We start from the raw sequence: 19,916 nt of genomic DNA, 5'->3' as shown, positions 1-19,916 counted from the left end.
GCGTGGTGAGCGGCAGATTTTCAGACAGCAGCAGGTTGTAGAGCACGCGCGGGAGCCATTGGGGTTGGGGCGTGGCAATGGCCGAGAGCAGGGCCAGCACATCGTCTTGCGTGGCTTGTTGCAGGGGTTTTTGCAAAATCAGCGCGTCGGGGTCGTCGACCAGCTCGAACACGCGAAAGCCGGTGTCCAGTACGGCGCACGGGGCGGTGCTGGCGGTGCTTTCGGTGTTGCCAAAGTTCTCGGCCAACTCTGGCTGCACTGGGTTGGCTTGCGCTTGGCTGACCAGCGCTTTGGCTGCCTGTTCGGCCTCAAGCTTGGCGCCGGCGCGGCGAATGCGCTCGGCGGTGATCTCGAAAATGGTGGCCTCTTTTTTGCCCAGCGTGTGGGTGACGAAGTGGTGGGCTTCTTTTTGCTTTTTGGGGTCGATGGGCTGGGGGATTTGCACCAGGATGAACTGGCGTGTGCCACCGTCTTCGGCATTCAAGCGCATGACGGCTTCGGCGGTGGTGCCGCTGCCGGCGAAGAAATCAAGCACGATGTCGTCTTTGCCACTGCCTAAACGGATGATTTTTTGCAACAGTCGAATAGGCTTGGGCGTAGAAAAAACTTTTTGCGCAAGCAGTTCCGCTGTTTCCTTTTGCGCTTCATCGTTGTGACCACACTCATCAAATGTCCACCATGTGGTTGGAACAATACCTTGTTGAACCTCGTTAAGGTAACGTTTTAATCGGGGGCGTTTGTAGCTCAAATTTGGTCCCCAGTACAGACGATCTTCTTGCACCATAGCCAAGTGTTTTTCTTTGGAGTAACGCCAAACGGCATGTTCGTCTGGCCAAACTTCTTCCCCAGTCTTTGGATGAGTGATCGAATACCACAGCGACGGGCGTTCTGTTTTTGATTTGTTGCTGACGTAGTTGTCAGATGCCCATTCACCACGTTTATCTTTGTCAGGGTTGGAATAGCGAGCATTTTGCAGATTGGTACGTGGCATTAAGTTTCGAGCAAATGCATCTGACTTTTTGTAGACCATGACATGATCGTGCATCACACCAATGCTGGGGTCGTCATTAGAGACGGCATATTTTTTCTGCCAAAGTACATCAGCCACAAAATTGTCCTGCCCAAACACCTCATCACACAGCAGCTTGAGCTGCGCCTGCTCGTTGTCGTCAATGCTGATGAAAATCACGCCGTCATCGCGCAGCAGGTCTTTGGCCAGCAGCAGGCGCGGGTACATGAACGAAAGCCAGCCGCTGTGCGTGCGCGCACCGTAGATGTTTTTGATGTAGTCGATGTTTTCTTTGGCATAGCCCAGTTGCGCCAGCACCTCGCTTTGCCGGGCTGAGAAGTCGTCGCGGTAAATGAAGGCGTCGCTCTGGGTGTTGTAAGGCGGGTCGATGTAAATAAGCTTGACCTTGCCAAAGTAGCTGTGGCGCAGCAAGCGCAGGGCATCGAGGTTGTCGCCTTTGAGGAGCAGGTTGCCCGTGCTGTCCCAGTGTTTGCTTTGCTCAGGCGCGGGTGAGAGTATTTTTTGCACCGGTACAAACGCGCTGTGATAGGCCTCGCGCTTGCCCACCCAGCGCAGCTCGTAGCCGTCTTCTTCCACTTGCAAGCCCGCCGGGTTAGACGGGTCAAGTGCCAGTTGCAAAGCCTCGGCGTTGACGCGAATGCGGCCATCGGCATCGGTTTCTAGGGCTTGCGGAAAGTGCGCGTGCAGCAGCTCCAGCTTGAGCTGGTTGGGCGTGGGGGCGTTCAGGATGGGGTTTGAGAGCGATTTTTTCATGCGGGTATAGTTGTATTTTTAATAGCTGCTTACGCTTATTTCATAAGCGCTAGAGGCCAATTTGATACTCAATCAAACCAGTTTTCCAGGCGCAGGCCGGGCACGCGCTGAAATTCGCGGGTGTTGCGCGAGACCAGGGTCAGGTTTTGCGACAGGGCAACACCCGCCACTTGCAAGTCGTAGGGGCCAATGGGTGTACCAAGCGTCTGCAAATGCGCCCGTACCTGACCCGCTTGGCGTGCAGCGGCTTGGTCAAAGTCAAGCACGGTGTAGCGCAGGCAAATTTCGCGCAGGTAACGTGCCATCAGCGTGCTGTTGACCGATTTGGCCATGCCGTATTCAAGTTCAAACAGATTGATGCAGCTCACAGCCAGATCGCCATCGGCTTGAAGCGACATGCGAGTCAGGCAGTTACCCGCACGCTTGAAGGCGTAGATCAGGGTGTCGGAGTCCAGCAGGTATTTCAAAACGACTCCCTGGGGGTGTCTTGCCCTAGGCCAGCGTTGCGGTCAAGCAGCAATTCGTCCCAGCCGTCCGGGCCGTCGTTGGGGTCGCGCAGGCGGTCAATCTCGGCAAAAAAAGTTTCCCAGTTTCGACGTTGATCTTGCGCTTCGCGCTCTTGTGTGGCGAACTTACCAAACCATTGGCTTAACGACACTTTGGCGCGTTCGGCGGCGCGCTTGGCGGCCTCTAGTGCGCTGTCTTCAACATAGATGGTGACTTGTCCCATGGTGAACCTCCGGGTTTGGGTGAGGGATGCAAGTATAAGTGTGTGGCACTTATGTACCCAAACCCAGGGTGTTGATTGGTATAAATATGAGAGCTACTCACGCTTGTATTTAAAGCGCTAGAGGTCTAAAAGGCTATTATTTTTTTGACAGGTAAAGTTGGTCTGACCAAGTGGCCAGCCAGTCGGGCTTGAAGGCCACCAGGATGGAGGTGAACAAACCGGTCATGAAGGCGTCACCCCAAGCCACCAGCCAGTGCGCCACCAGGCTGAGGCTGTCGTCAATGCCGGGCAGGGTGTGACCGGCAAGCTGTGCCAGCAAGCCCGCCACAAACACGCAAACCGCTGTGCCAATGAAGGCGCGACCCAGCGTGTAGACAAACAAATGCATACCTATCCAGCGCCGCACCGCTGCCCCCATGGCCAGCGCCAGCGTGGCAGGCACCAGACCCAGCCACACGGTCAGGTCGAGCGCAGTTTCCCAGTCCATGGGGGAAATGAGTGCGGCCAACACCCCTACCACACACAATACCGGCACGGCCAGCGGCCAACCCAGCATGAGCACCACCAAACAGGCGCCAGAGCCTTGCAGTTGCAGTGGCATTTTGTGCAAGCTGGGCATGGCCCACAGCCAGGGCACCAGCGTCAGGGTGGCCAACAGCGGGGTCAGTCGCGTGGCTTGTGCCAGCAGCCGCCAGGGGCGGCACAGCAGGGCTGCCACTGCGGCCAGCAGCAACAGGGTCAGGTTGATGAGCATTCGGCTAGCCAGTTTTCAAACATCAGACCCGGTACGCGGGCAAATTCAGCGTCGCCCGAGACCAGGGTGGCGCTCAGTGCCAGGGCGTGCGCGGCAATCAGGGTGTCGTTGGGGCCAATGGGTGTGCCCTGGCGTTCAAGCTGGGTGCGCAGGGTGGCGTAGTGGGGCACAACATGGGCGTTCAAGGGCAACACCGGGACGAGTTTCAGCAAGTTCGAAATTTTGCTGTCGAGCACCAATGAGTTCACGCGCGTTGCACCAAAACGCAGTTCGCATTCAACAATGAGGCTGGTGACCAGTGCGCCAGGATGAGCATCTGACACCTCTCGCATGCGTTGCGCCAATGCGCCGTCTGGTTGTTTGATGAGCTTGGACAAGATGTTGGTGTCGAGCAACCAAAGGGGTGAAGGCAATTTGTGACTCATAAAACAATGTCGTCTAAGGGCAACAGACCGGCATCTACGTCTGGGAAATCTTCTTCCATGGGCTCCCATGAGTCAAGCAACTCGCGCAGTGTTTGGGGTGATTTTTCTATGGGCATCAGCACCAGTGCACCACTCACTTGACGCATCTCTGCCTCAAACCCCGGCAACTCAAATTCTTTGGGAATACGCACCGCTTGGTTGGCGCCGTTGCGAAACAGCCGCACACGCCGCACCGCAGTGGGTGGTGTTGCTGGGTTGACGAGGTAGGTGGCGGGTTGTTCTGAAACTTTAGCCATGGTGTGACTCCTGAGGCAATGGGTAGTGCTAAGTCTAGCCTATGCCGCCAGCCTATGCCAACTATGCCTTTATAAAAACCGGTCCAAAATTTTGCGGCTTTCCTTGCTGAGGCTGGTCGGGTCTTGAATCAAAAACTGGATGCCGTGGGAGTCGGTCACCAGCAAAATGGTGGCGCCCACGCGGCGAATGTCTTCGTCGCCACGCAGCACAAAGCGGGTGTGACCGCGGTCGGTTTGCACCTGCCAGGTGCACGGGGTGGAATAACTTGTGACGCTCAAAATGCGTTCAATGCGGGGCATGAATTCACGCCCTTGCAGTTCTTCACGAATCAATTGCTGGGTGTGGGCTGGCACATCAGCCAGTTGTTCGACCCAGGCCACTTCATGCCCATCGCTGTTGAGCAATGAAATACCCACCTCGGGCGACTGAATGGGAAAAGCGCGCACTGGCACCACGCCTGCAAACACTTCACCGGTGGAGCTGGTCAGCGTCAATTTGCCAAAGGGATTGCGCTCAAGCGCAAAGGCCGCGCCCGCGGTTTGCACGGGGTGAGTTTGAACAGTGGTCATGATGCACCTTTCATGAGGGTGGGGGTCAAAGGCGGGGCATCGTCTGGGTCGGTGTCGTTGTTGCGCGCTTGCGCTTGGTACAGGTTGTAGTAGGCGCCTTCTGCGGCCATCAGGGCGTCGTGCGTGCCCACTTCCACAATCTGGCCGCGGTCCATCACCACCAGGCGGTTGGCGCGGTGCAGGGTTGACAAGCGGTGCGCAATGGCAATGGTGGTGCGGCCTTGCACCAGGTTTTCTAGGGCTTTTTGGATTTCTTTCTCGGTCTCAGAGTCGACCGATGAGGTGGCCTCGTCCAGAATCAAAATGCGTGGGTCAATCAGCAAGGCGCGGGCAATGGAGACGCGTTGGCGCTCGCCGCCCGACAAGCCCTGGCCGCGCTCGCCCACCATGGAGTCGTAGCCTTGCGGCAGCCGCAAGATGAACTCGTGCGCATGGGCGGCGCGCGCGGCGGCAATGATCTCGGCACGGCTGGCGTGCGGCTTGCCATAAGCAATGTTTTCGGCAATGGTGCCAAAAAACAAAAACGGCTCTTGCAGCACCAGCCCAATGTGGCGGCGGAAGTTGGCCACAGGAAAAGAGCGCACATCCACGCCATCGACCTTGATGGCACCTTCAGACACATCGTAAAAACGGCAGATCAGGTTCACCAGCGTGCTTTTGCCCGAGCCGCTGTGGCCCACCAGACCAATCATCTCACCGGGCTCAATGGTCAGGTTGATGCCTTTGTTGACCTCGCGGTTGCCATAGCGAAAACTCACGTCAGTTAACTCAATGCGGCCGTCCACATGGTCAAGCTTGACCGGCTGGGTGGGCTCTGGCACGCTGGAGACGTGGTCCAGAATGTCAAAAATGCGTTTGGCTGCTGAGGCTGATTTTTCGGTCACCGACACAATCCGGCTCATCGAATCCAGTCGGCCATAAAAGCGGCTGATGTAGGCAATGAAGGCCATTAGCACGCCCACGGTGATCTCAGCGCGTGACACCAGCCAGATGCCAAAGCCCCACACCACCAGCAGGCCCCATTCGGTCATGAGTGAAATGCTGGGGGCAAACAGCGACCAAATTTTGTTGATCTTGTCGTTGACGGCCAGGTTGTGCTGGTTGGCTACCTTGAAACGGTGGGATTCGCGCGCTTCTTGCGCAAAGGCCTTGACCACGCGCACGCCGGGAATGGTGTCGGCCAGCACGCTGGTGACTTCAGACCAGACCCGGTCAATCTTCTCGAAGCCAGTCTGCAGCCTGAAACGCACCGCGCGGATCATCCACACAATGAACGGCAGCGGCACCAAGGTGACCAGCGCCAGCAGCGGGTTGATGGACACCAAAATCACGGCGGTCATCACCAGCATTAGCACATCAGAGGCAAAGTCCAGCAGGTGCAGCGACAAAAACACGCAAATGCGGTCGCTCTCGCTGCCAATGCGCGACATCAAATCACCCGTGCGTTTGCCGCCAAAGTATTCCAGTGACATGCGCAGCAAATGGTCATAAGTGGTGGTGCGCAAATCGGCACCAATGCGCTCGGACACCAGTGCCAGGATGTAGGTCTTGGCCCACGACAAGCCCCAGGCCAGCAGCGCTGCGCCAAACAAACCGCCTAAATACAGCGCCACCAACATGGGGTCGATGTGCTGGCCATTTTGAAACGGTATCAGCACCTCGTCCATCAACGGAATCGTCAAATACGGCGGCACCAGGCTGGCGGCAGTGCCCAGTAGCGTCAAGACCAGCCCCGCCAGCAATTGCCCTTGGTAGGGTTTGGCAAAGCGCCACAGTCTGAACAGCGTCCAGGTGGAGGGTGGCGTATGGATCACCTTGGTGCAAATTGGGCACTCATCTTGGTCGGGTTCCAAAGGTGCTTTGCAGCTGGGGCAGCGGTGGCCTTCGGGGAGCACCGGCGGCTGACCGCTGAGGCAACTTTGAAGGTGAATTTGAAACTGATCCAGCAGCTTGATGGCGTGCAGGTTGTGCGCCAGCGTAAAGCGCCAATGGCACAACCGGGCTTGCGCATCCAATAACTCAAGCTGCCCGACGCCGGCATGGTCATGCAGGTCAAGCTTCAGGCCTGCGGCAAGTGCCCATTCGTGCCATTGGCCATCTGGTGTGCGGCACAGCAGGCGTTGCGGCGTCAGCAGCAGCAGGCTGTTGACAAAGTGCAGTTGTGAGTCCAGGTCTATGGGCAGCGCGGCCACCACCGGCTCGTTGGTGCGCAAGCGTGTACGCACCTCAGACCGAAATTCATCGGCAATGTCATCTAAAAATGGGGGTGATGCGTTAGGGTCGAGTGTCATACATGCTTGGTTTTCTGTTGTGGTGAGCTTGCCAAAAAAAACCCTGTGTGGAATGGCTTGAGTAAAAAATAAATGGTGAATTGCTTGACGGCTGTTGGGGCGCGAGTGCAAAAGTATTGAAAATCAGTGCCTCGCTGCAAGCATGTCGACTCTAAAAAATTTATGACATCCAAACGTATTGAATTTCTGCGTGTAACCCACCTCAATGGGCCCAACATCTGGACGTATCGCCCAGTGATTGAAGCCTGGTTAGACATTGGCGAGCTGGAAGACTTTCCCTCCAACACACTTCCCGGATTTTATGAGCGATTAACCGCCATGCTGCCTGGTCTGGCCGTGCACCGCTGCGGCGTCGGCGAGCCGGGTGGCTTTTTGCAGCGCTTGCGTGAAGGCACCTGGGCCGGGCACATTTTGGAGCATGTGGTGCTGGAGCTGCAAAACATGGCAGGCATGCGCACCGGTTTTGGCAAAACGCGCCAAACCTCAACGCGCGGTGTTTACAAAATGGCATTTCGCACCCGGCAAGAGCAGGTGGGGCGCGCGGCGCTGGAAGCTGGCCGTGAACTGCTTCACGCCGCCATACACGACACGCCTTTTGATGTGAGCCAAGCTGTGGCAGCGCTGCATGAGCTGGTTGACACGCATTGCCTGGGTCCGAGCACTGCGCATTTGGTTGACGCGGCCACTGCGCGCGGTATTCCGGCCATTCGTTTGACCGATGGCAACCTGGTGCAACTGGGCTACGGCCACAAGCAACGCCGCATTTGGACTGCCGAGACCGACCAAACTTCGGCCATTGCCGAAGAAATAGCCAGCGACAAAGACCTGACCAAGTCGGTGCTGAAGGCCTGCGGCGTGCCCGTGCCAGAAGGTGAGTTGGTGGCATCGGCTGAAGAAGCGTGGGCTGCTGCGCAAGACATTGGCCTGCCCGTGGTGTTGAAACCCCATGACGGCAACCATGGCCGGGGCGTGTCGCTTGACCTGAGCAGCCGCGTTGATGTGGAAGCCGCCTATGCATTGGCCAACCGCAAAGGCGGTGGCCGGGTGATTGTGGAGCGCTACATTCCCGGCAATGAACACCGCTTTTTGGTGATTGGGCGGCGGCTGGTGGCTGCGGCCAAGGGTGAAACCGCCTGGGTCACGGGCGACGGCAAAGCCAATGTGCTTGAGCTGGTCAACAGCCAGCTCAATACCGACCCCCGCCGTGGCACCATGGAAGACGCGCCGCTGAACCGACTCAACCCGCATGAAGCTGCAGAAATCGTGCTCGAGCTGCAGCGCCAGGGGCTCACCGCCTATGCCGTGCCAGCCCTGGGTCAAAAGGTGCTGATTCAGCGCAACGGCAATGTGGCCTATGACATCACCGACGAAGTCCACCCCAGCGTGGCGGCGGTTGCTACCCTGGCAGCACGTGCCGTGGGGCTGGACGTGGCCGGTGTCGACATGGTGCTTGAAGACGCTACTCGCCCGCTGACCGAGCAGCGCGCCGCAGTGATTGAAGTCAACGCCAGCCCCGGCCTGCTGGCGCATTTGAAACCCGCCAGTGGCCAGCCGCGCGACATTGGCCAGGCGCTGATGACCCATTTGTTTGGCTCGCAAGACGATGGCCGCATAGATGTGGTGGGCATTTCTGGCCAAGTCAACACCACACCGCTGGCACGTTTGCTGGGCTGGTTGCTGCACACCTGTGGGCGAAAAGTGGGGTTGGCATGCCAAGAGGGGTTTTATTTGGGCGCGCGCTGTGTCGATGCGCGCGACTGCACCTCTTGGGCACAAGGGCAGCGTGTGCTGCTCAATCGCTCGGTTGACGTGGCGGTTTTTGAGCATTCATTCAGCGCAATCCTGAGCGAAGGTCTGGCTTACGACAAATGCCGTGTGGGCGTGGTCACCGATGCCAGCCGCTTTGAGGCGCTCAAAGCGTTTCACATTGACAACCTTGACAAGCTCTACACCGTGGCGCGCACCCAGGTTGACGTGGTGCTGCCACACGGGGTGGCTGTGCTCAATGCGGCGGATGCGCAAGTGGTTGAGATGGCCGCTTTGTGCGACGGGGAAGTGATTTTTTATGCCGCCAACGCAGACAACACAGCGCTGGCCGCCCACCGTGTCCAAGGTGGGCGGGTGATTTACTTTGAGGGCAGTGAGATGGTGCTGGCGCAAGGCGCTGCCACTCATGCCCGCCTTCACCTGCCCAGCCTGTGGGCAGCTGCACCAGCGGCTTGTGACTGGGTGCTGGCCGCAGTGGCTGCCGCCTGGGCGCTGGGCATGTCGTCTGAGTTGCTGGGCGCAGCCCTTCGCACTTACAAACCTACACACTAAGAATGATCGTTGAGTTATGAAGTTATCGCGCATTCGTGCCCTGCGTGGGCCCAACCTCTGGACGCACCACACCGCCATTGAAGTGGTAGTGACTTGTGACCCGCAGCATTGCAACATCACCGACTTTGCCGGTTTTGAGACCCGTTTGCGAAGCCGTTTCCCGGCCATCAGCCCGCTGCAGTCGATCGGGCAAACCGGTCCGGTGTGCTTGGCGCATGTGTTGGGCTTGGCGGCGCTGGGTTTGCAAGCGCAGGCCGGTTGCCCGGTGACCTTCAGGCGCACCACGCCCACGCTTGAGCGGGGGGTGTTTCAGGTCATCGTGCAATACAGCGAAGAAGCGGTTGGGCGCAAAGCCCTGGAGTGGGCTCACACGCTATGTTTGGCAGCGCTGAAAGACATGTCGTTTGACATCACCCAAGCCCTGACTGAGCTGCGCGACCTTGACGAAGACGTGCGCCTGGGGCCCAGCACCGGTGCCATTGTGGACGCGGCGGTAGCGCGCCATATTCCATTTCGGCGCATGACCCAAGGCAGCATGGTGGCCCTGGGCTGGGGCAGTCAACAGCGCCGCATTCAGGCGGCTGAGACCGACACCACCAGCGCCATTGCCGAGGGCATTGCCCAAGACAAACAGCTGACCAAAAAACTGTTGGCAGCTGCAGGCGTGCCAGTGCCAAGCGGCCGTGAGGTACTGAGCCCTGAAGACGCCTGGGCGGCTGCGCTAGAGATTGGTTTGCCGGTGGTGGTGAAACCCATGGATGGCAACCAGGGCAAGGGGGTCACCGTCAACATCACCACGCAAGCGCAGCTGGTGGCGGCTTTTCACACTGCCAAGAGTTTTCGCTCACATGTGTTGGTGGAGCGGTTTTTGCCAGGTCATGATTTTCGGCTGCTGGTGGTGGGCAACCAATTGGTAGCCGCAGCTCAGCGCGAAGCTCCGCATGTGGTGGGTGACGGCAAGCATAGCGTTCGAGCGCTGGTAGATGAAGTTAACCAAGATCCGCGCCGTGGTGTAGGTCATGCCACATCTCTGACAAAAATTCGGTTCGATGACATTGCCCTGGCGTGTCTGGCTGACCAGGGCTTACACGCCGAGACCATCCCTGCGCTGGGTCAACGGGTGGCCTTGCGCCGCAATGCCAATTTGTCCACCGGCGGCTCTGCCACCGACGTGACCGACGATGTGCACCCCGATGTAGCCGCCCGCGCAGTGGAGGCTGCGCAAATGGTGGGGCTGGAAGTGTGTGGCGTGGATGTGGTGGCTGACAGCATTCACCACAGCTTGGAGCAAAGTGGTGGCGGTGTGGTGGAGGTCAATGCCGCGCCGGGTTTGCGCATGCACATTGCGCCGTCTTTTGGCAAAGGGCGAGCGGTCGGCGAAGCCATTGTGGATTTCATGTTTGGCAAGCAGGGTACCGGCCGCATTCCCGTGGTGGCTGTCACCGGCACCAACGGCAAAACCACCACGGTGCGACTGATTTCGCACCTGCTGGCGCACAGCGGCTTGCGGGTGGGCATGACCAACACCGACGGCGTTTACATCGACGGGCAGTGCATTGACACCGGCGACTGCAGTGGCCCCAAAAGCGCCCGCAATGTGTTGCAACACCCTGACGTGGATGCGGCAGTGCTGGAAACCGCCCGTGGCGGCATGCTGCGCGAAGGCTTAGCCTTTGACCGCTGCGACGTGGCGGTGGTCACCAACATTGGCACCGGTGACCATCTGGGCTTGAACTACATCACCACGCTGGAAGACCTGACGGTGCTCAAGCGGGTGATTGTGAAAAACATTGCACCCCATGGCTCGGCGGTGCTCAACGCGGCCGACCCGGCCGTGGCCGATATGGCGCAGCACTGCACCGCAGGGGTGATTTTTTTCGCCTTGTCGAAAACCCAGCCGGTGCTGGCTGCCCATTTGGCAATGGGCTTGCGTGGGGTCTATGTAGAGGCGGGCGAGTTGGTGGCAGCGCATGGGGCGCAACGCATGACCATCCCACTCGCCCAAGTGCCCCTGACGCTGGGTGGCGCCATTGGTTTTCAGGTTGAAAACACGTTGGCGGCGGTGGCCGCGGTGTGGGCGCTGGGCGTGGAGTGGTCAGTGGTGAGCGCGGGTTTGGCCAGTTTTGAGAACGACCACAACAACGCGCTTGGCCGCTTCAACATGTTCACATACCAGGGTGCCACGGTGATTGCCGACTATGGCCACAACCCGGACGCCATGCTGGCCTTGGTGCAAGCCGTGAACAACCTGCCCGCCAAGCGCCGCAGTGTGGTCATCAGCGGTGCGGGCGACCGGCGTGACGACGACATTCGCCAACAAACCCAAATTTTGGGGCAAGCCTTTGATGACGTGGTGCTGTACCAAGACCAATGCCAACGCGGCAGAGCCGATGGCGAGGTCATTGCGCTGCTGCGTGAAGGTTTGAAAGATGCCACGCGCACCCAAGCGGTGACAGAAATCACCGGAGAGTTTTTAGCCATTGACACCGCCATGGACAAACTTCAAGCCGGCGACCTGTGCCTGATTTTGGTAGACCAGGTGGAAGAAGCGCTGGCGCACATCCGCGCAAAAATCAGCGCTGCTTGAGTTGCGGCTGGGCAATTCATCTGCCAGAGCATCTGTTTTTTCAGGGCTGCGCTGCAGTGAGGTGCAAAAAATTCAACTGGTGAAAGCGTTGAAAATCAGCGTCAAATGAAACCAAACGGGTGTTGGTGGCCAGCGCCAATGCTGCCAGATAAGCATCAGTCCAGCATCTGTTGGGTAGTCCTGTGTCTCTGGTCAGCGTCAAAAAATGCACATCCAAGTTGTCGGGTTCAGCGACAAAAGCAAGTTTTGGCGTGGCTAAGTAACGCTGGTAAATATCCCAAGTTTCGGCGTTGGTAAGGGTGCGGCTCAGAACCCGTGGTTGTGTGCATAAACGCATGAAACCCAACATGGTGATGCGGCAAAACGCCATTTGATCAGCGCTGCCCAGGTTCCAGTAGGCAAGCGCGGTGTCATGGTGCATGTGGTTTTCGTCCACCAAGGCAAGCCAGACGTTAATGTCAGGTATGTCCATCATTGGGTTTTGTCTGACGGCTGAAAAGCGCTGTGGTATTGCACCAAGTCTTGTGCGTTGAGCATGGCGTAAAGCTCGGCGTTGCTAAGCGCCGGATTCAGCGGCGTGCCTGGAACACGCTTGATTGCAATGGGTAGTGCGCACGGTGGTTGTTCTGGGCCAGGTGTCGTTGCTCCGGCGGCCAAGCCGCGTTGTATCAGCTGGCAAACCAACTCTTTGAGTTTCATCCCATTGATGGCGGCTTGAGCTTTGAGCTGACGAAAAGTTTCATCCGGAAGATCAAGGGTGGTTCGCATAAAAATGCCTTTACATCAAAAAATCAAATCATACACGCGCTATCTGAGTGCGGCACTTGCAGCCTCTGGGGTCAACATGGGTTGCCCCAGATTTTTGAGCACGTCGCGCACCAGCCTGGCGCGGTCATTGGCATCAGGCAAGGGGCGCTCGATGCGCAGTTTTTCGTTGCCAGCCAGTTTGATGTGTTTGTTTTTTTGGATCAAGGCAATGATTTTCATGGCATCAATCGGTGGGTCTTTCTTGAAGGTGATGGTGATCACGCCCGGTGCGGCGTCCACCTTGGTGACCCCATAGGGCTGGCTCAAGACCCGCAGGCGGTGCACGTCAATCAAGGTTTGCGCTTGGGCCGGTAGTTTGCCAAAGCGGTCGATCAGCTCTTCCATCAGCGTGTCGATCTGCCCCGCCGTTTTGGCGGTGGCGAGTTTTTTGTAAAAACTCAAGCGCAGGTGCACATCGCCACAAAAGTCGTTTGGCAAAAGGGCAGGGGCGTGCAGGTTGATCTCGGTGGCGGCATGCAGCGGCGCCATCAGGTCGGGTTCTTTGCCGGCTTTGAGGCAGCGCACCGCCTCTGAGAGCATTTCGTTGTAAAGCTGAAAACCCACTTCCATCATGTTGCCACTTTGGTTTTCGCCCAGCACTTCACCCGCGCCGCGAATCTCAAGGTCGTGCATGGCCAGGTAGAAACCGCTGCCGAGTTCTTCCATGGCCTGAATTGCGTCCAGCCGTTGCTGCGCGTGCCGGGTCAAGCCTTCCAGGTCTGGCACCATCAAATAGGCGTAGGCCTGGTGGTGGCTGCGCCCGACCCGGCCACGCAGTTGGTGCAACTGGGCCAGGCCAAACTTGTCGGCGCGCGCCATGACGATGGTGTTGGCCGTGGGCACGTCAATGCCGGTCTCGATGATGGTGGAGCACAGCAGCAAGTTGCTGCGCTGCGCCACAAAGTCGCGCATCACCGCCTCTAACTGGCGCTCTGGCATTTGGCCGTGCGCCACGGCAATGCGTGCCTCGGGCAGCAGTTCTTCCAGCTTGGCGCGGCGGTTTTCAATGGTTTCAACCTCGTTGTGCAAAAAATACACCTGGCCGCCACGCTTGAGCTCGCGCAGCACGGCCTCGCGGATCACCCCATTGCTCTCGGAGCGGACAAAGGTTTTGATGGCCAGGCGGCGCTGTGGCGCGGTGGCGATCACGCTCAGGTCACGCAAACCTTCCAGCGCCATGCCCAAGGTGCGCGGAATCGGGGTGGCGGTGAGGGTGAGCACGTCAACCTCGGCGCGTAGGGCTTTCATTTGCTCTTTGTGGCGCACGCCAAAGCGGTGCTCTTCGTCAATGATCAGCAGCCCCAGGTTGTTGAAATGGGTGTTTTGGCTCAGCAGTTTGTGAGTGCCCACCACAATGTCAATGGTGCCGTCTGCCACGCCTTTGAGTGCGGCGGTGATTTCTTTGGCTGACCTGAAGCGGCTCATTTCAGCCACTTTGACCGGCCAATTGGCAAAGCGGTCGACCAGCGTTTGGTAGTGCTGCTCGGCCAGCAGCGTGGTGGGCGCCAAAAACGCCACCTGCTTGCCCCCGGTGATGGCAATGAACGCGGCACGCAGCGCGACCTCGGTCTTGCCAAAGCCCACATCGCCGCACACCAGGCGATCCATCGGGCGCGGGCTGATCATGTCTTGAATCACCGCGTGGATGGCCGCCTTTTGGTCGGCCGTCTCTTCAAAGCCAAATTCGTTGGCAAAGGTTTCGTAATCTGTCGGGCTGTACCTGAAGGCAAAGCCTTCGCGGGCGGCGCGACGGGCGTAAATGTTGAGCAGCTCGGCGGCACTGTCGCGCACTTGTTCGGCGGCGCGGCGCTTGGCTTTTTCCCACTGGCCACTGCCGAGTTTGTGCAGCGGCGCTTCGTCTGGGCTCACCCCGGTGTAGCGGCTGATGAGCTGGAGTTGGCTGACCGGCACATACAGTGTGGCCTGGTCAGCGTATTCAAGGTGCAAAAATTCTTGTATTTCAGGGTCGCCATTGGGGAGTTTGTTACCCAGGTCGAGGTTGATCAAACCCCGGTAGCGGCCAATGCCGTGGGCGCTGTGGACCACTGGATCGCCCACTTTGAGTTCGCTCAAGTCTTTGATCAGCGCTTCTACATCACTGACTTGTTCTTGTTTTTTGCGTCTGCGGACACTGGGATTAGCCGCAAAGAGCTCGGTTTCGGTGACAAAGTCCACGCCAGCTTCTAGCCAAGAAAAGCCAGTGGCCAGGCTGGAAGTGGCCATGCCAACCGGTTCTGTGCTGGCTAAAAAGGCTTGCAAAGAGTCAAACGTGGGCGGCTCAAACTGGCTGCTGTGCAAAAAGTCCAGCAAGCTGGCGCGCCGGCCATCGCTCTCAGCCAGCACCATCACGCGCTGTTGGGTGTGGCGCAGGTGGGTTTTTAGGTGCGCCAGCGGGTCATCGGCTCCGCGCACCACGGTCAGCGGGGGCAGGGCTACAAACTCAAGTGCGTTGTCTGCTGGGGGGGCGATTGGGCGCAGCGCCAATTGGGCGTGCTGGTTGACCCGGGCGTAAAACTGCTCGGCACTTAAAAACAGCGCATCAGGCGGCAGCACCGGGTGCTCGGGGTCGCCTTGCACCAGGCGGTAACGGTCGCGCGTGTCTTGCCAAAAATGCGAAAAAGCGGGCTCCAGGTCGCCGTGCAGCACCACTGTGGCGGCAGCGCCCAGGTAGTCAAACACGGTGGCAGTTTCTTCAAAAAACAGTGGCAAATAGTATTCAATGCCAGCGGTGGCCATGCCTTGGCCGATGTCTTTGTAAATGCGGCTGCGACTGGGGTCGCCTTCCAGCAGTTCGCGCCAGCGGCTGCGAAAACGCGTGCGTGCATCGTCATCCATCGGAAACTCGCGCCCCGGCAACAGCCGCACTTCAGGCACCGGGTACAGGCTGCGCTGGCTGTCGGGGTCAAAGGTGCGAATGCTGTCAATTTCGTCGTCAAACAAATCCACGCGGTAGGGCACCAGGCTGCCCATGGGAAACAGGTCAATCAGCCCGCCACGCACGGCGTATTCACCGGGACTGACCACTTGGGTCACATGGCTGTAGCCCGCCAGGGTGAGCTGCGCCTTGAGTTTGGCCTCGTTGAGCTTTTGCTTGACTTTGAAATGGAAGGTGTAGGCGGCCAGAAAGCTTGGCGGTGCCAACCGGTAAAGCGCCGTGGTGGCTGGCACCAGCACTACATCAGCACCGGTGTCGGCGTCTTGCTGGCTGATGCGCCACAGCGTGGCCAGGCGCTCGCTGATCAGGTCTTGGTGCGGCGAAAAAGTGTCAAAAGGCAGGGTTTCCCAGTCGGGAAACAGCACACAGCGCAGGTCTGGTGCAAAAAACGCCATTTCGTCAATCAAACGCTGAGCATCAGGGGCGTCTGCGGTGACGATGGCGGTGACTTTGTGCGCTGCTTTTTCGCGCAGCGCCAGTTGCGCCAGCAGCAAGGCATCGGCCGAGCCGACCGGACGGGGCAGGGTGAAGCGCTTGCCTTGGGTGAGTTTGGGTAAATCCATAGAGCTTGGGTGCAGGTGTGCGAGTGAAAAGCCGAAGCCAAAACGCCAACACCCTGCGCAAGGGTTGGCAGGGTGTGAATGGGTTGGATTCTAGAATGCAGCCCACACCATGACCCAACTCACCGACATTGCCCTCACACCCACCCCCAGCCCGCGTTGCTGGGCACTGATTCCCTGTGCTGGCACCGGCACGCGCGCGGGCGCAGCTGGCCCCAAGCAATACCAGTGTCTTGCGGGCAGGCCGATGGTGATGCACACCCTGGCGGCATTTGCTGAGGTGGAGCGACTGGAGCAAACGCTGGTGGTGGTGTCGGCAGACGATGCATTTTTTCAAACCCATGAGGCTTTGGATGCGTCATTTTTAATAGCATTTTGTGGAGGTTCTACAAGGGCTGCAAGTGTTTTTAATGGTTTAAATGCGTTGCTGGCCGAGGGCGCTGTGGCGCATGACTGGGTGCTGGTGCATGACGCGGCGCGCTGCCTGATCACCCCAACCCAAATCAACCAGTTGCTTGATGCCTGCCTGCCAGATGAAGTGGGTGGGCTGCTGGCCTTGCCGTTGCCAGACACCCTTAAAACGTGCATCGCGGGCCGCGTGGCTGCAACCTTGGCGCGCGCTGACAAATGGCTGGCACAAACACCGCAGATGTTTCGCATAGGCAGCTTGCTGGAAGCGCTGGAGCTGGCGGGTGATGCGGTCACCGACGAGTCGAGTGCCATTGAGGCATTGGGGCTGAGTCCTAAGCTGGTGCCGGGCAGCGCGCAGAACTTCAAGGTCACTTACCCGGAAGATTTTCAATTGGCTGATGCGGTGCTGCACAGCCGCATGACAAGGCAGGCAACATGAACTTCAGAATTGGCGAGGGGTGGGACATTCATGCGCTGGTTGAGGGGCGTAAGCTGATCTTGGGTGGGGTTGAGGTGCCGTTTCACCTGGGGTTGCTGGGGCATTCAGATGCCGATGTGCTGTTGCACGCCATCACCGATGCGCTGTTGGGCGCGGCTGCGCTGGGGGACATCGGCACACATTTTCCAGACACCGATGCCCGCTTCAAGGGCGCTGACTCCAGCGTGCTGCTGGCTGAGGCTGCCCGGCGCGTGCGTGACAAGGGGTTTGAGATTGGCAATGTGGACAGCACCCTCATTGCCCAAGCTCCCAAGCTGATGCCGCACATGCCTGCCATTCGCGCCAAGCTGGCGCATACCCTGGGTGTGGCGCTTGATCAGGTCAATGTGAAGGCCAAAACAGCTGAAAAAATGGGACCGGTGGGGCTGGGTCAGGCGATGGAAGCGCGCGCTGTGGTGTTGCTTAAATTCATATAAATTCATATGAAAAATAGGCCTCTAGCGCTTGATGGTATTGCTTGAGCAGCTATTTATTTGGTAGTGTGTGCAAGGGCAGGTCATGCTGCTGGGCGAGTTGGTTGATGGACTCGCAGGTGAGCGGCGCCACAAATTTGGCCATGGCGTGTGCGGTGGCGGCTTGCATCATCAGGGTGGGTGTCCAGGTCAGGCCGACTACTGCGCACAGTCGCTTGGCGAAATGCGGCTCCAGTGCGGCCAGCGCCACGCGTCCATCTTGGCAGGGGTAAATGCGATAGCCCGCGTGACCGCCACCCAGGGGGGTACCAGGCAGAGTCACACCCCACTGGCGTGGCAATGCCAAATGGGCGGCGGCTTGCGACAAGGCCACTTCAAACATTTGCCCTTGGCCGGTTTGGCGCTGCAGCAGCACAGCTTGCAGCACGGCCTCGGTGGTCATGAGGGCACCCCCCATGTCTGCGTACAGGGTGGCGGGCAAGTCAAGGCCTGTGATCAGGTCGTTTTCTGCCATGTAGGTGAGGTCGTGACCCGGCTCCTCGGCTCGCTTGCATGGCGCCCCCACAATGGCCACCATGCTCAATGCGGGGTGCTGTGGGTGAAGGTCTTTCCAGGTCAGGCCTAACTTTTTCAGGGCGCTGGGGCGAAACGAGGTCAACAGCACATCGGTTTTGGCCAATGCGCGGTGCAGCGTTTTTTGTCCCGCTGGGGTTTTCAAGTCAACGGTTTGCACGCGGATGCCTTGGTGCATGGCGGTATAGGCGAGCGGGCTGTAGGCCTGCATGGGGTCGCCGCTGGTTGGGCTTTGCTGCTGGCTTGGGTTGAGGCTGTGAGCTGGCGCGCTTGGCACAGCGGGTGGCTCAAACTTCAGGCACTTGGCGCCCATGTGGCGCAGGCGCTGCAAGGCGGCGGGGCCTGGCAAATTCAGGCTCAAGCTCAAAATGCGCACGCCTTGGAGTGCGTGAGGTGTTTTGGGTGTGGTGATTGGCATGGTGAAAGTTCTGTGAAAGCAGGTGGGAGTGAAGCTATCAATCCCGCAAGGGCTATTTGGACAAAAGCAATTTGAGCAGAGCCCACAGGTAGAATTCAAGTCACACAAGATCATTTTGTCTTGTGATTTTTTTGCTGATTTGCACTGGTTCATGCACGCCGTTGATGCGGATTTGAGTCAGGTCAAACGGCTCAAGGATTTTCATGAAACGTGTGGATGATTTTCGCCTGAAGTTCGGTCAAAAAGAATATGTGCCGATCATGGTGGGCGGTATGGGGGTAGACATTTCTACCGCTGAGTTGGCGTTGGAAACCGCTCGTTTGGGGGGCATTGGTCACATCTCGGATGCCATGGTCAATGATGTGTCTGACCGCCGGTTTGACACCAGTTTTGTCAAAGACAAAACCAAGCTGTACCGGCACAACATCCTTAATGCGGATAAATCAGAAGTTAAATTTGACTTGGATGTGCTCGCAGAGGCCACACGCAGGCATGTGGGTGCCACCATGGAGGCCAAAAAAGGCGATGGCCTGGTGTTTGTGAATTGCATGGAAAAGCTCACCATGAATGGCCCGCGCGAGACGCTGCAGGTGCGCATGGCTTCAGCGCTTGATGCCGGCATTGACGGCATCACCTTGAGTGCGGGCTTGCACCTGGGTTCGTTTGCCTTGATTGCTGACCACCCGCGTTTTCGCGATGCCAAGCTGGGCATCATTGTGTCGAGCGTGCGCGCCCTGCAATTGTTTTTGCGTAAAAACGCGCGTCTGAACCGCCTGCCTGACTATGTGATTGTGGAAGGCCCCTTGGCCGGTGGTCACTTGGGTTTTGGTATGGACTGGGCGCAGTATGACTTGGCCACCATCATTGCCGAGGTCATCAAATACGTGGCTGATGAGCAGCTCAACATTCCGGTCATCGCGGCGGGTGGCATCTTCACCGGCAGTGATGCGGTATCGTTTTTGGAATCAGGTTCGGCCGCAGTGCAGGTGGCCACGCGCTTCACGGTGTCAAACGAATGCGGTTTGCCAGCCGCCGTCAAACAAGATTATTTCACCGCGAACGAAGATGACATTTTGGTCAACACCATTTCGCCCACTGGCTACCCCATGCGCATGCTCAAGGGCTCACCTGCGATTGGTGACGGTATTCGCCCCAACTGTGAGTCTTATGGCTATTTGCTCGATGGCAACGGCAATTGTGCGTACATCACGGCTTACAACCGCGAGTTGGCTTTGCACCCGGATGGCAAAAACATCTCAGTGCAAGACAAAACCTGCTTGTGTACGCAAATGCGCAATTTCAAACTGTGGACCTGTGGTCACTACACCTATCGGCTCAAAGACACGACCCGTCGCAACGCCGATGGCAGCTACCAAACCCTCAGCGCCGAGCATATTTTCAAAGACTACCAGTTCAGCGTTGACCATCAAGTGGCCTTGCCACTTGAAGCTACTGCATAACCCGCGTCGCGTCGGCCAGTTGTTTTGACAACTGGTTTTGGTTTTGAAACATTGATGCATGCCTATATCTGCACTTTCGAACTTT

17 protein-coding genes are annotated in these 19,916 nt (G+C 58.2%); 5 read left to right on the top strand and 12 right to left on the bottom strand.

Going from position 1 to position 19,916, the window contains the following annotated elements; all coding sequences use genetic code 11:
- The 8 genes from PHT20_RS00875 to PHT20_RS00840 form a co-directional block, all read right to left on the bottom strand.
- Positions 1-1,783: site-specific DNA-methyltransferase (locus PHT20_RS00875; RefSeq protein ID WP_301019012.1), on the bottom strand; the 1,783-nt coding region annotated here is incomplete at its 3' end.
- Between the two features lie 68 nt (positions 1,784-1,851).
- Complete coding sequence (locus PHT20_RS00870) at positions 1,852-2,250, bottom strand: type II toxin-antitoxin system VapC family toxin (RefSeq protein ID WP_301019011.1); 399 nt, start codon at positions 2,248-2,250, stop codon at positions 1,852-1,854.
- On the bottom strand, positions 2,247-2,513 hold the full coding sequence (locus PHT20_RS00865; protein ID WP_301019010.1) for a hypothetical protein: 267 nt from the start codon (positions 2,511-2,513) through the stop codon (positions 2,247-2,249). Before PHT20_RS00865 ends, PHT20_RS00870 begins: the two co-directional genes overlap by 4 nt.
- Before the next feature lie 136 nt (positions 2,514-2,649).
- Positions 2,650-3,267, bottom strand: a complete 618-nt coding sequence (locus PHT20_RS00860) for an energy-coupling factor ABC transporter permease (protein WP_301019009.1) — start codon at positions 3,265-3,267, stop codon at positions 2,650-2,652.
- Positions 3,252-3,692, bottom strand: a complete 441-nt coding sequence (locus PHT20_RS00855; RefSeq protein WP_301019008.1) for a PIN domain-containing protein — start codon at positions 3,690-3,692, stop codon at positions 3,252-3,254. The genes PHT20_RS00860 and PHT20_RS00855 overlap by 16 nt, the downstream gene beginning before the upstream one ends.
- Complete coding sequence (locus tag PHT20_RS00850; protein ID WP_301019007.1) at positions 3,689-3,988, bottom strand: virulence-associated protein VapB; 300 nt, start codon at positions 3,986-3,988, stop codon at positions 3,689-3,691. Before PHT20_RS00850 ends, PHT20_RS00855 begins: the two co-directional genes overlap by 4 nt.
- Positions 3,989-4,057: 69 nt before the next feature.
- Positions 4,058-4,558, bottom strand: a complete 501-nt coding sequence (locus PHT20_RS00845) for a DUF1854 domain-containing protein (protein WP_301019006.1) — start codon at positions 4,556-4,558, stop codon at positions 4,058-4,060.
- A complete protein-coding gene (locus PHT20_RS00840; protein WP_301019005.1) occupies positions 4,555-6,849 on the bottom strand; it encodes an ABC transporter ATP-binding protein in 2,295 nt (764 codons plus the stop codon). Before PHT20_RS00840 ends, PHT20_RS00845 begins: the two co-directional genes overlap by 4 nt.
- Before the next feature lie 162 nt (positions 6,850-7,011).
- Between PHT20_RS00840 and cphA (PHT20_RS00835) the strand changes: the two genes are divergently transcribed.
- Together cphA (PHT20_RS00835) and cphA (PHT20_RS00830) are read left to right on the top strand one after the other, a co-directional pair.
- On the top strand, positions 7,012-9,168 hold the full coding sequence (gene cphA, locus PHT20_RS00835) for a cyanophycin synthetase (protein ID WP_301019004.1): 2,157 nt from the start codon (positions 7,012-7,014) through the stop codon (positions 9,166-9,168).
- 16 nt (positions 9,169-9,184) lie between these two features.
- On the top strand, positions 9,185-11,755 hold the full coding sequence (gene cphA, locus PHT20_RS00830) for a cyanophycin synthetase (RefSeq protein WP_301019003.1): 2,571 nt from the start codon (positions 9,185-9,187) through the stop codon (positions 11,753-11,755).
- Positions 11,756-11,795: 40 nt separating this feature from the next.
- On the opposite strand, the gene PHT20_RS00825 is transcribed toward cphA (PHT20_RS00830), so the two are convergent.
- The 3 genes from PHT20_RS00825 to mfd are packed head-to-tail and all read right to left on the bottom strand — an operon-like array spanning position 11,796 to position 16,060.
- Positions 11,796-12,230, bottom strand: a complete 435-nt coding sequence (locus tag PHT20_RS00825) for a TA system VapC family ribonuclease toxin (protein ID WP_300086597.1) — start codon at positions 12,228-12,230, stop codon at positions 11,796-11,798.
- The gene (locus tag PHT20_RS00820) at positions 12,227-12,523 is read right to left on the bottom strand and encodes a hypothetical protein (RefSeq protein ID WP_300086600.1); all 297 of its coding nucleotides are present in this window, start codon (positions 12,521-12,523) and stop codon (positions 12,227-12,229) included. Before PHT20_RS00820 ends, PHT20_RS00825 begins: the two co-directional genes overlap by 4 nt.
- A gap of 39 nt (positions 12,524-12,562) precedes the next feature.
- Entirely contained in the window at positions 12,563-16,060 is a 3,498-nt protein-coding gene (gene mfd / locus PHT20_RS00815) for a transcription-repair coupling factor (RefSeq protein ID WP_300086602.1), read from the bottom strand.
- A 109-nt stretch (positions 16,061-16,169) separates the two neighbouring features.
- Here mfd and ispD point away from each other — a divergent pair, with 109 nt between their 5' ends.
- Both ispD and ispF read left to right on the top strand, forming a co-directional pair.
- Positions 16,170-16,907, top strand: a complete 738-nt coding sequence (gene ispD, locus PHT20_RS00810; protein WP_300086605.1) for a 2-C-methyl-D-erythritol 4-phosphate cytidylyltransferase — start codon at positions 16,170-16,172, stop codon at positions 16,905-16,907.
- Positions 16,904-17,383 carry a 2-C-methyl-D-erythritol 2,4-cyclodiphosphate synthase gene (gene ispF / locus PHT20_RS00805; RefSeq protein ID WP_300086608.1) on the top strand — a complete coding sequence of 160 codons (480 nt, stop codon included), beginning with the start codon at positions 16,904-16,906 and terminating at the stop codon, positions 17,381-17,383. The genes ispD and ispF overlap by 4 nt, the downstream gene beginning before the upstream one ends.
- A 49-nt stretch (positions 17,384-17,432) precedes the next feature.
- Here the strand turns inward: ispF and PHT20_RS00800 are convergent, their stop codons facing one another.
- The gene (locus PHT20_RS00800) at positions 17,433-18,371 is read right to left on the bottom strand and encodes a CoA transferase (RefSeq protein ID WP_300086610.1); all 939 of its coding nucleotides are present in this window, start codon (positions 18,369-18,371) and stop codon (positions 17,433-17,435) included.
- 203 nt (positions 18,372-18,574) lie between these two features.
- Between PHT20_RS00800 and PHT20_RS00795 the strand changes: the two genes are divergently transcribed.
- Positions 18,575-19,831 (top strand): nitronate monooxygenase, encoded by a 1,257-nt coding sequence (locus tag PHT20_RS00795; protein ID WP_300086615.1) that lies wholly within the window; start codon positions 18,575-18,577, stop codon positions 19,829-19,831.
- Positions 19,832-19,916: the final 85 nt, after the last annotated feature.

Origin of the sequence: Rhodoferax sp. (assembly GCF_028715765.1) — a bacterium.
Classification (GTDB): domain Bacteria; phylum Pseudomonadota; class Gammaproteobacteria; order Burkholderiales; family Burkholderiaceae_C; genus Rhodoferax.
The sequence above is the reverse complement of the archived record's forward strand: the minus strand, read 5'-3'. Positions and strand labels throughout refer to the sequence as shown.

Bases quoted from the DNA above. Each gene is read 5' to 3' on its own strand.
- PHT20_RS00865 (WP_301019010.1), bottom strand. From the start codon at position 2,513: ATGGGACAAGTCACCATCTATGTTGAAGACAGCGCACTAGAGGCCGCC.
- PHT20_RS00860 (WP_301019009.1), bottom strand. From the start codon at position 3,267: ATGCTCATCAACCTGACCCTGTTGCTGCTGGCCGCAGTGGCAGCCCTG.
- PHT20_RS00855 (WP_301019008.1), bottom strand. From the start codon at position 3,692: ATGAGTCACAAATTGCCTTCACCCCTTTGGTTGCTCGACACCAACATC.
- PHT20_RS00850 (WP_301019007.1), bottom strand. From the start codon at position 3,988: ATGGCTAAAGTTTCAGAACAACCCGCCACCTACCTCGTCAACCCAGCA.
- PHT20_RS00845 (WP_301019006.1), bottom strand. From the start codon at position 4,558: ATGACCACTGTTCAAACTCACCCCGTGCAAACCGCGGGCGCGGCCTTT.
- PHT20_RS00840 (WP_301019005.1), bottom strand. From the start codon at position 6,849: ATGACACTCGACCCTAACGCATCACCCCCATTTTTAGATGACATTGCC.
- cphA (WP_301019004.1), top strand. From the start codon at position 7,012: ATGACATCCAAACGTATTGAATTTCTGCGTGTAACCCACCTCAATGGG.
- cphA (WP_301019003.1), top strand. From the start codon at position 9,185: ATGAAGTTATCGCGCATTCGTGCCCTGCGTGGGCCCAACCTCTGGACG.
- PHT20_RS00825 (WP_300086597.1), bottom strand. From the start codon at position 12,230: ATGATGGACATACCTGACATTAACGTCTGGCTTGCCTTGGTGGACGAA.
- PHT20_RS00820 (WP_300086600.1), bottom strand. From the start codon at position 12,523: ATGCGAACCACCCTTGATCTTCCGGATGAAACTTTTCGTCAGCTCAAA.
- mfd (WP_300086602.1), bottom strand. From the start codon at position 16,060: ATGGATTTACCCAAACTCACCCAAGGCAAGCGCTTCACCCTGCCCCGT.
- ispD (WP_300086605.1), top strand. From the start codon at position 16,170: ATGACCCAACTCACCGACATTGCCCTCACACCCACCCCCAGCCCGCGT.
- ispF (WP_300086608.1), top strand. From the start codon at position 16,904: ATGAACTTCAGAATTGGCGAGGGGTGGGACATTCATGCGCTGGTTGAG.
- PHT20_RS00800 (WP_300086610.1), bottom strand. From the start codon at position 18,371: ATGCCAATCACCACACCCAAAACACCTCACGCACTCCAAGGCGTGCGC.
- PHT20_RS00795 (WP_300086615.1), top strand. From the start codon at position 18,575: ATGAAACGTGTGGATGATTTTCGCCTGAAGTTCGGTCAAAAAGAATAT.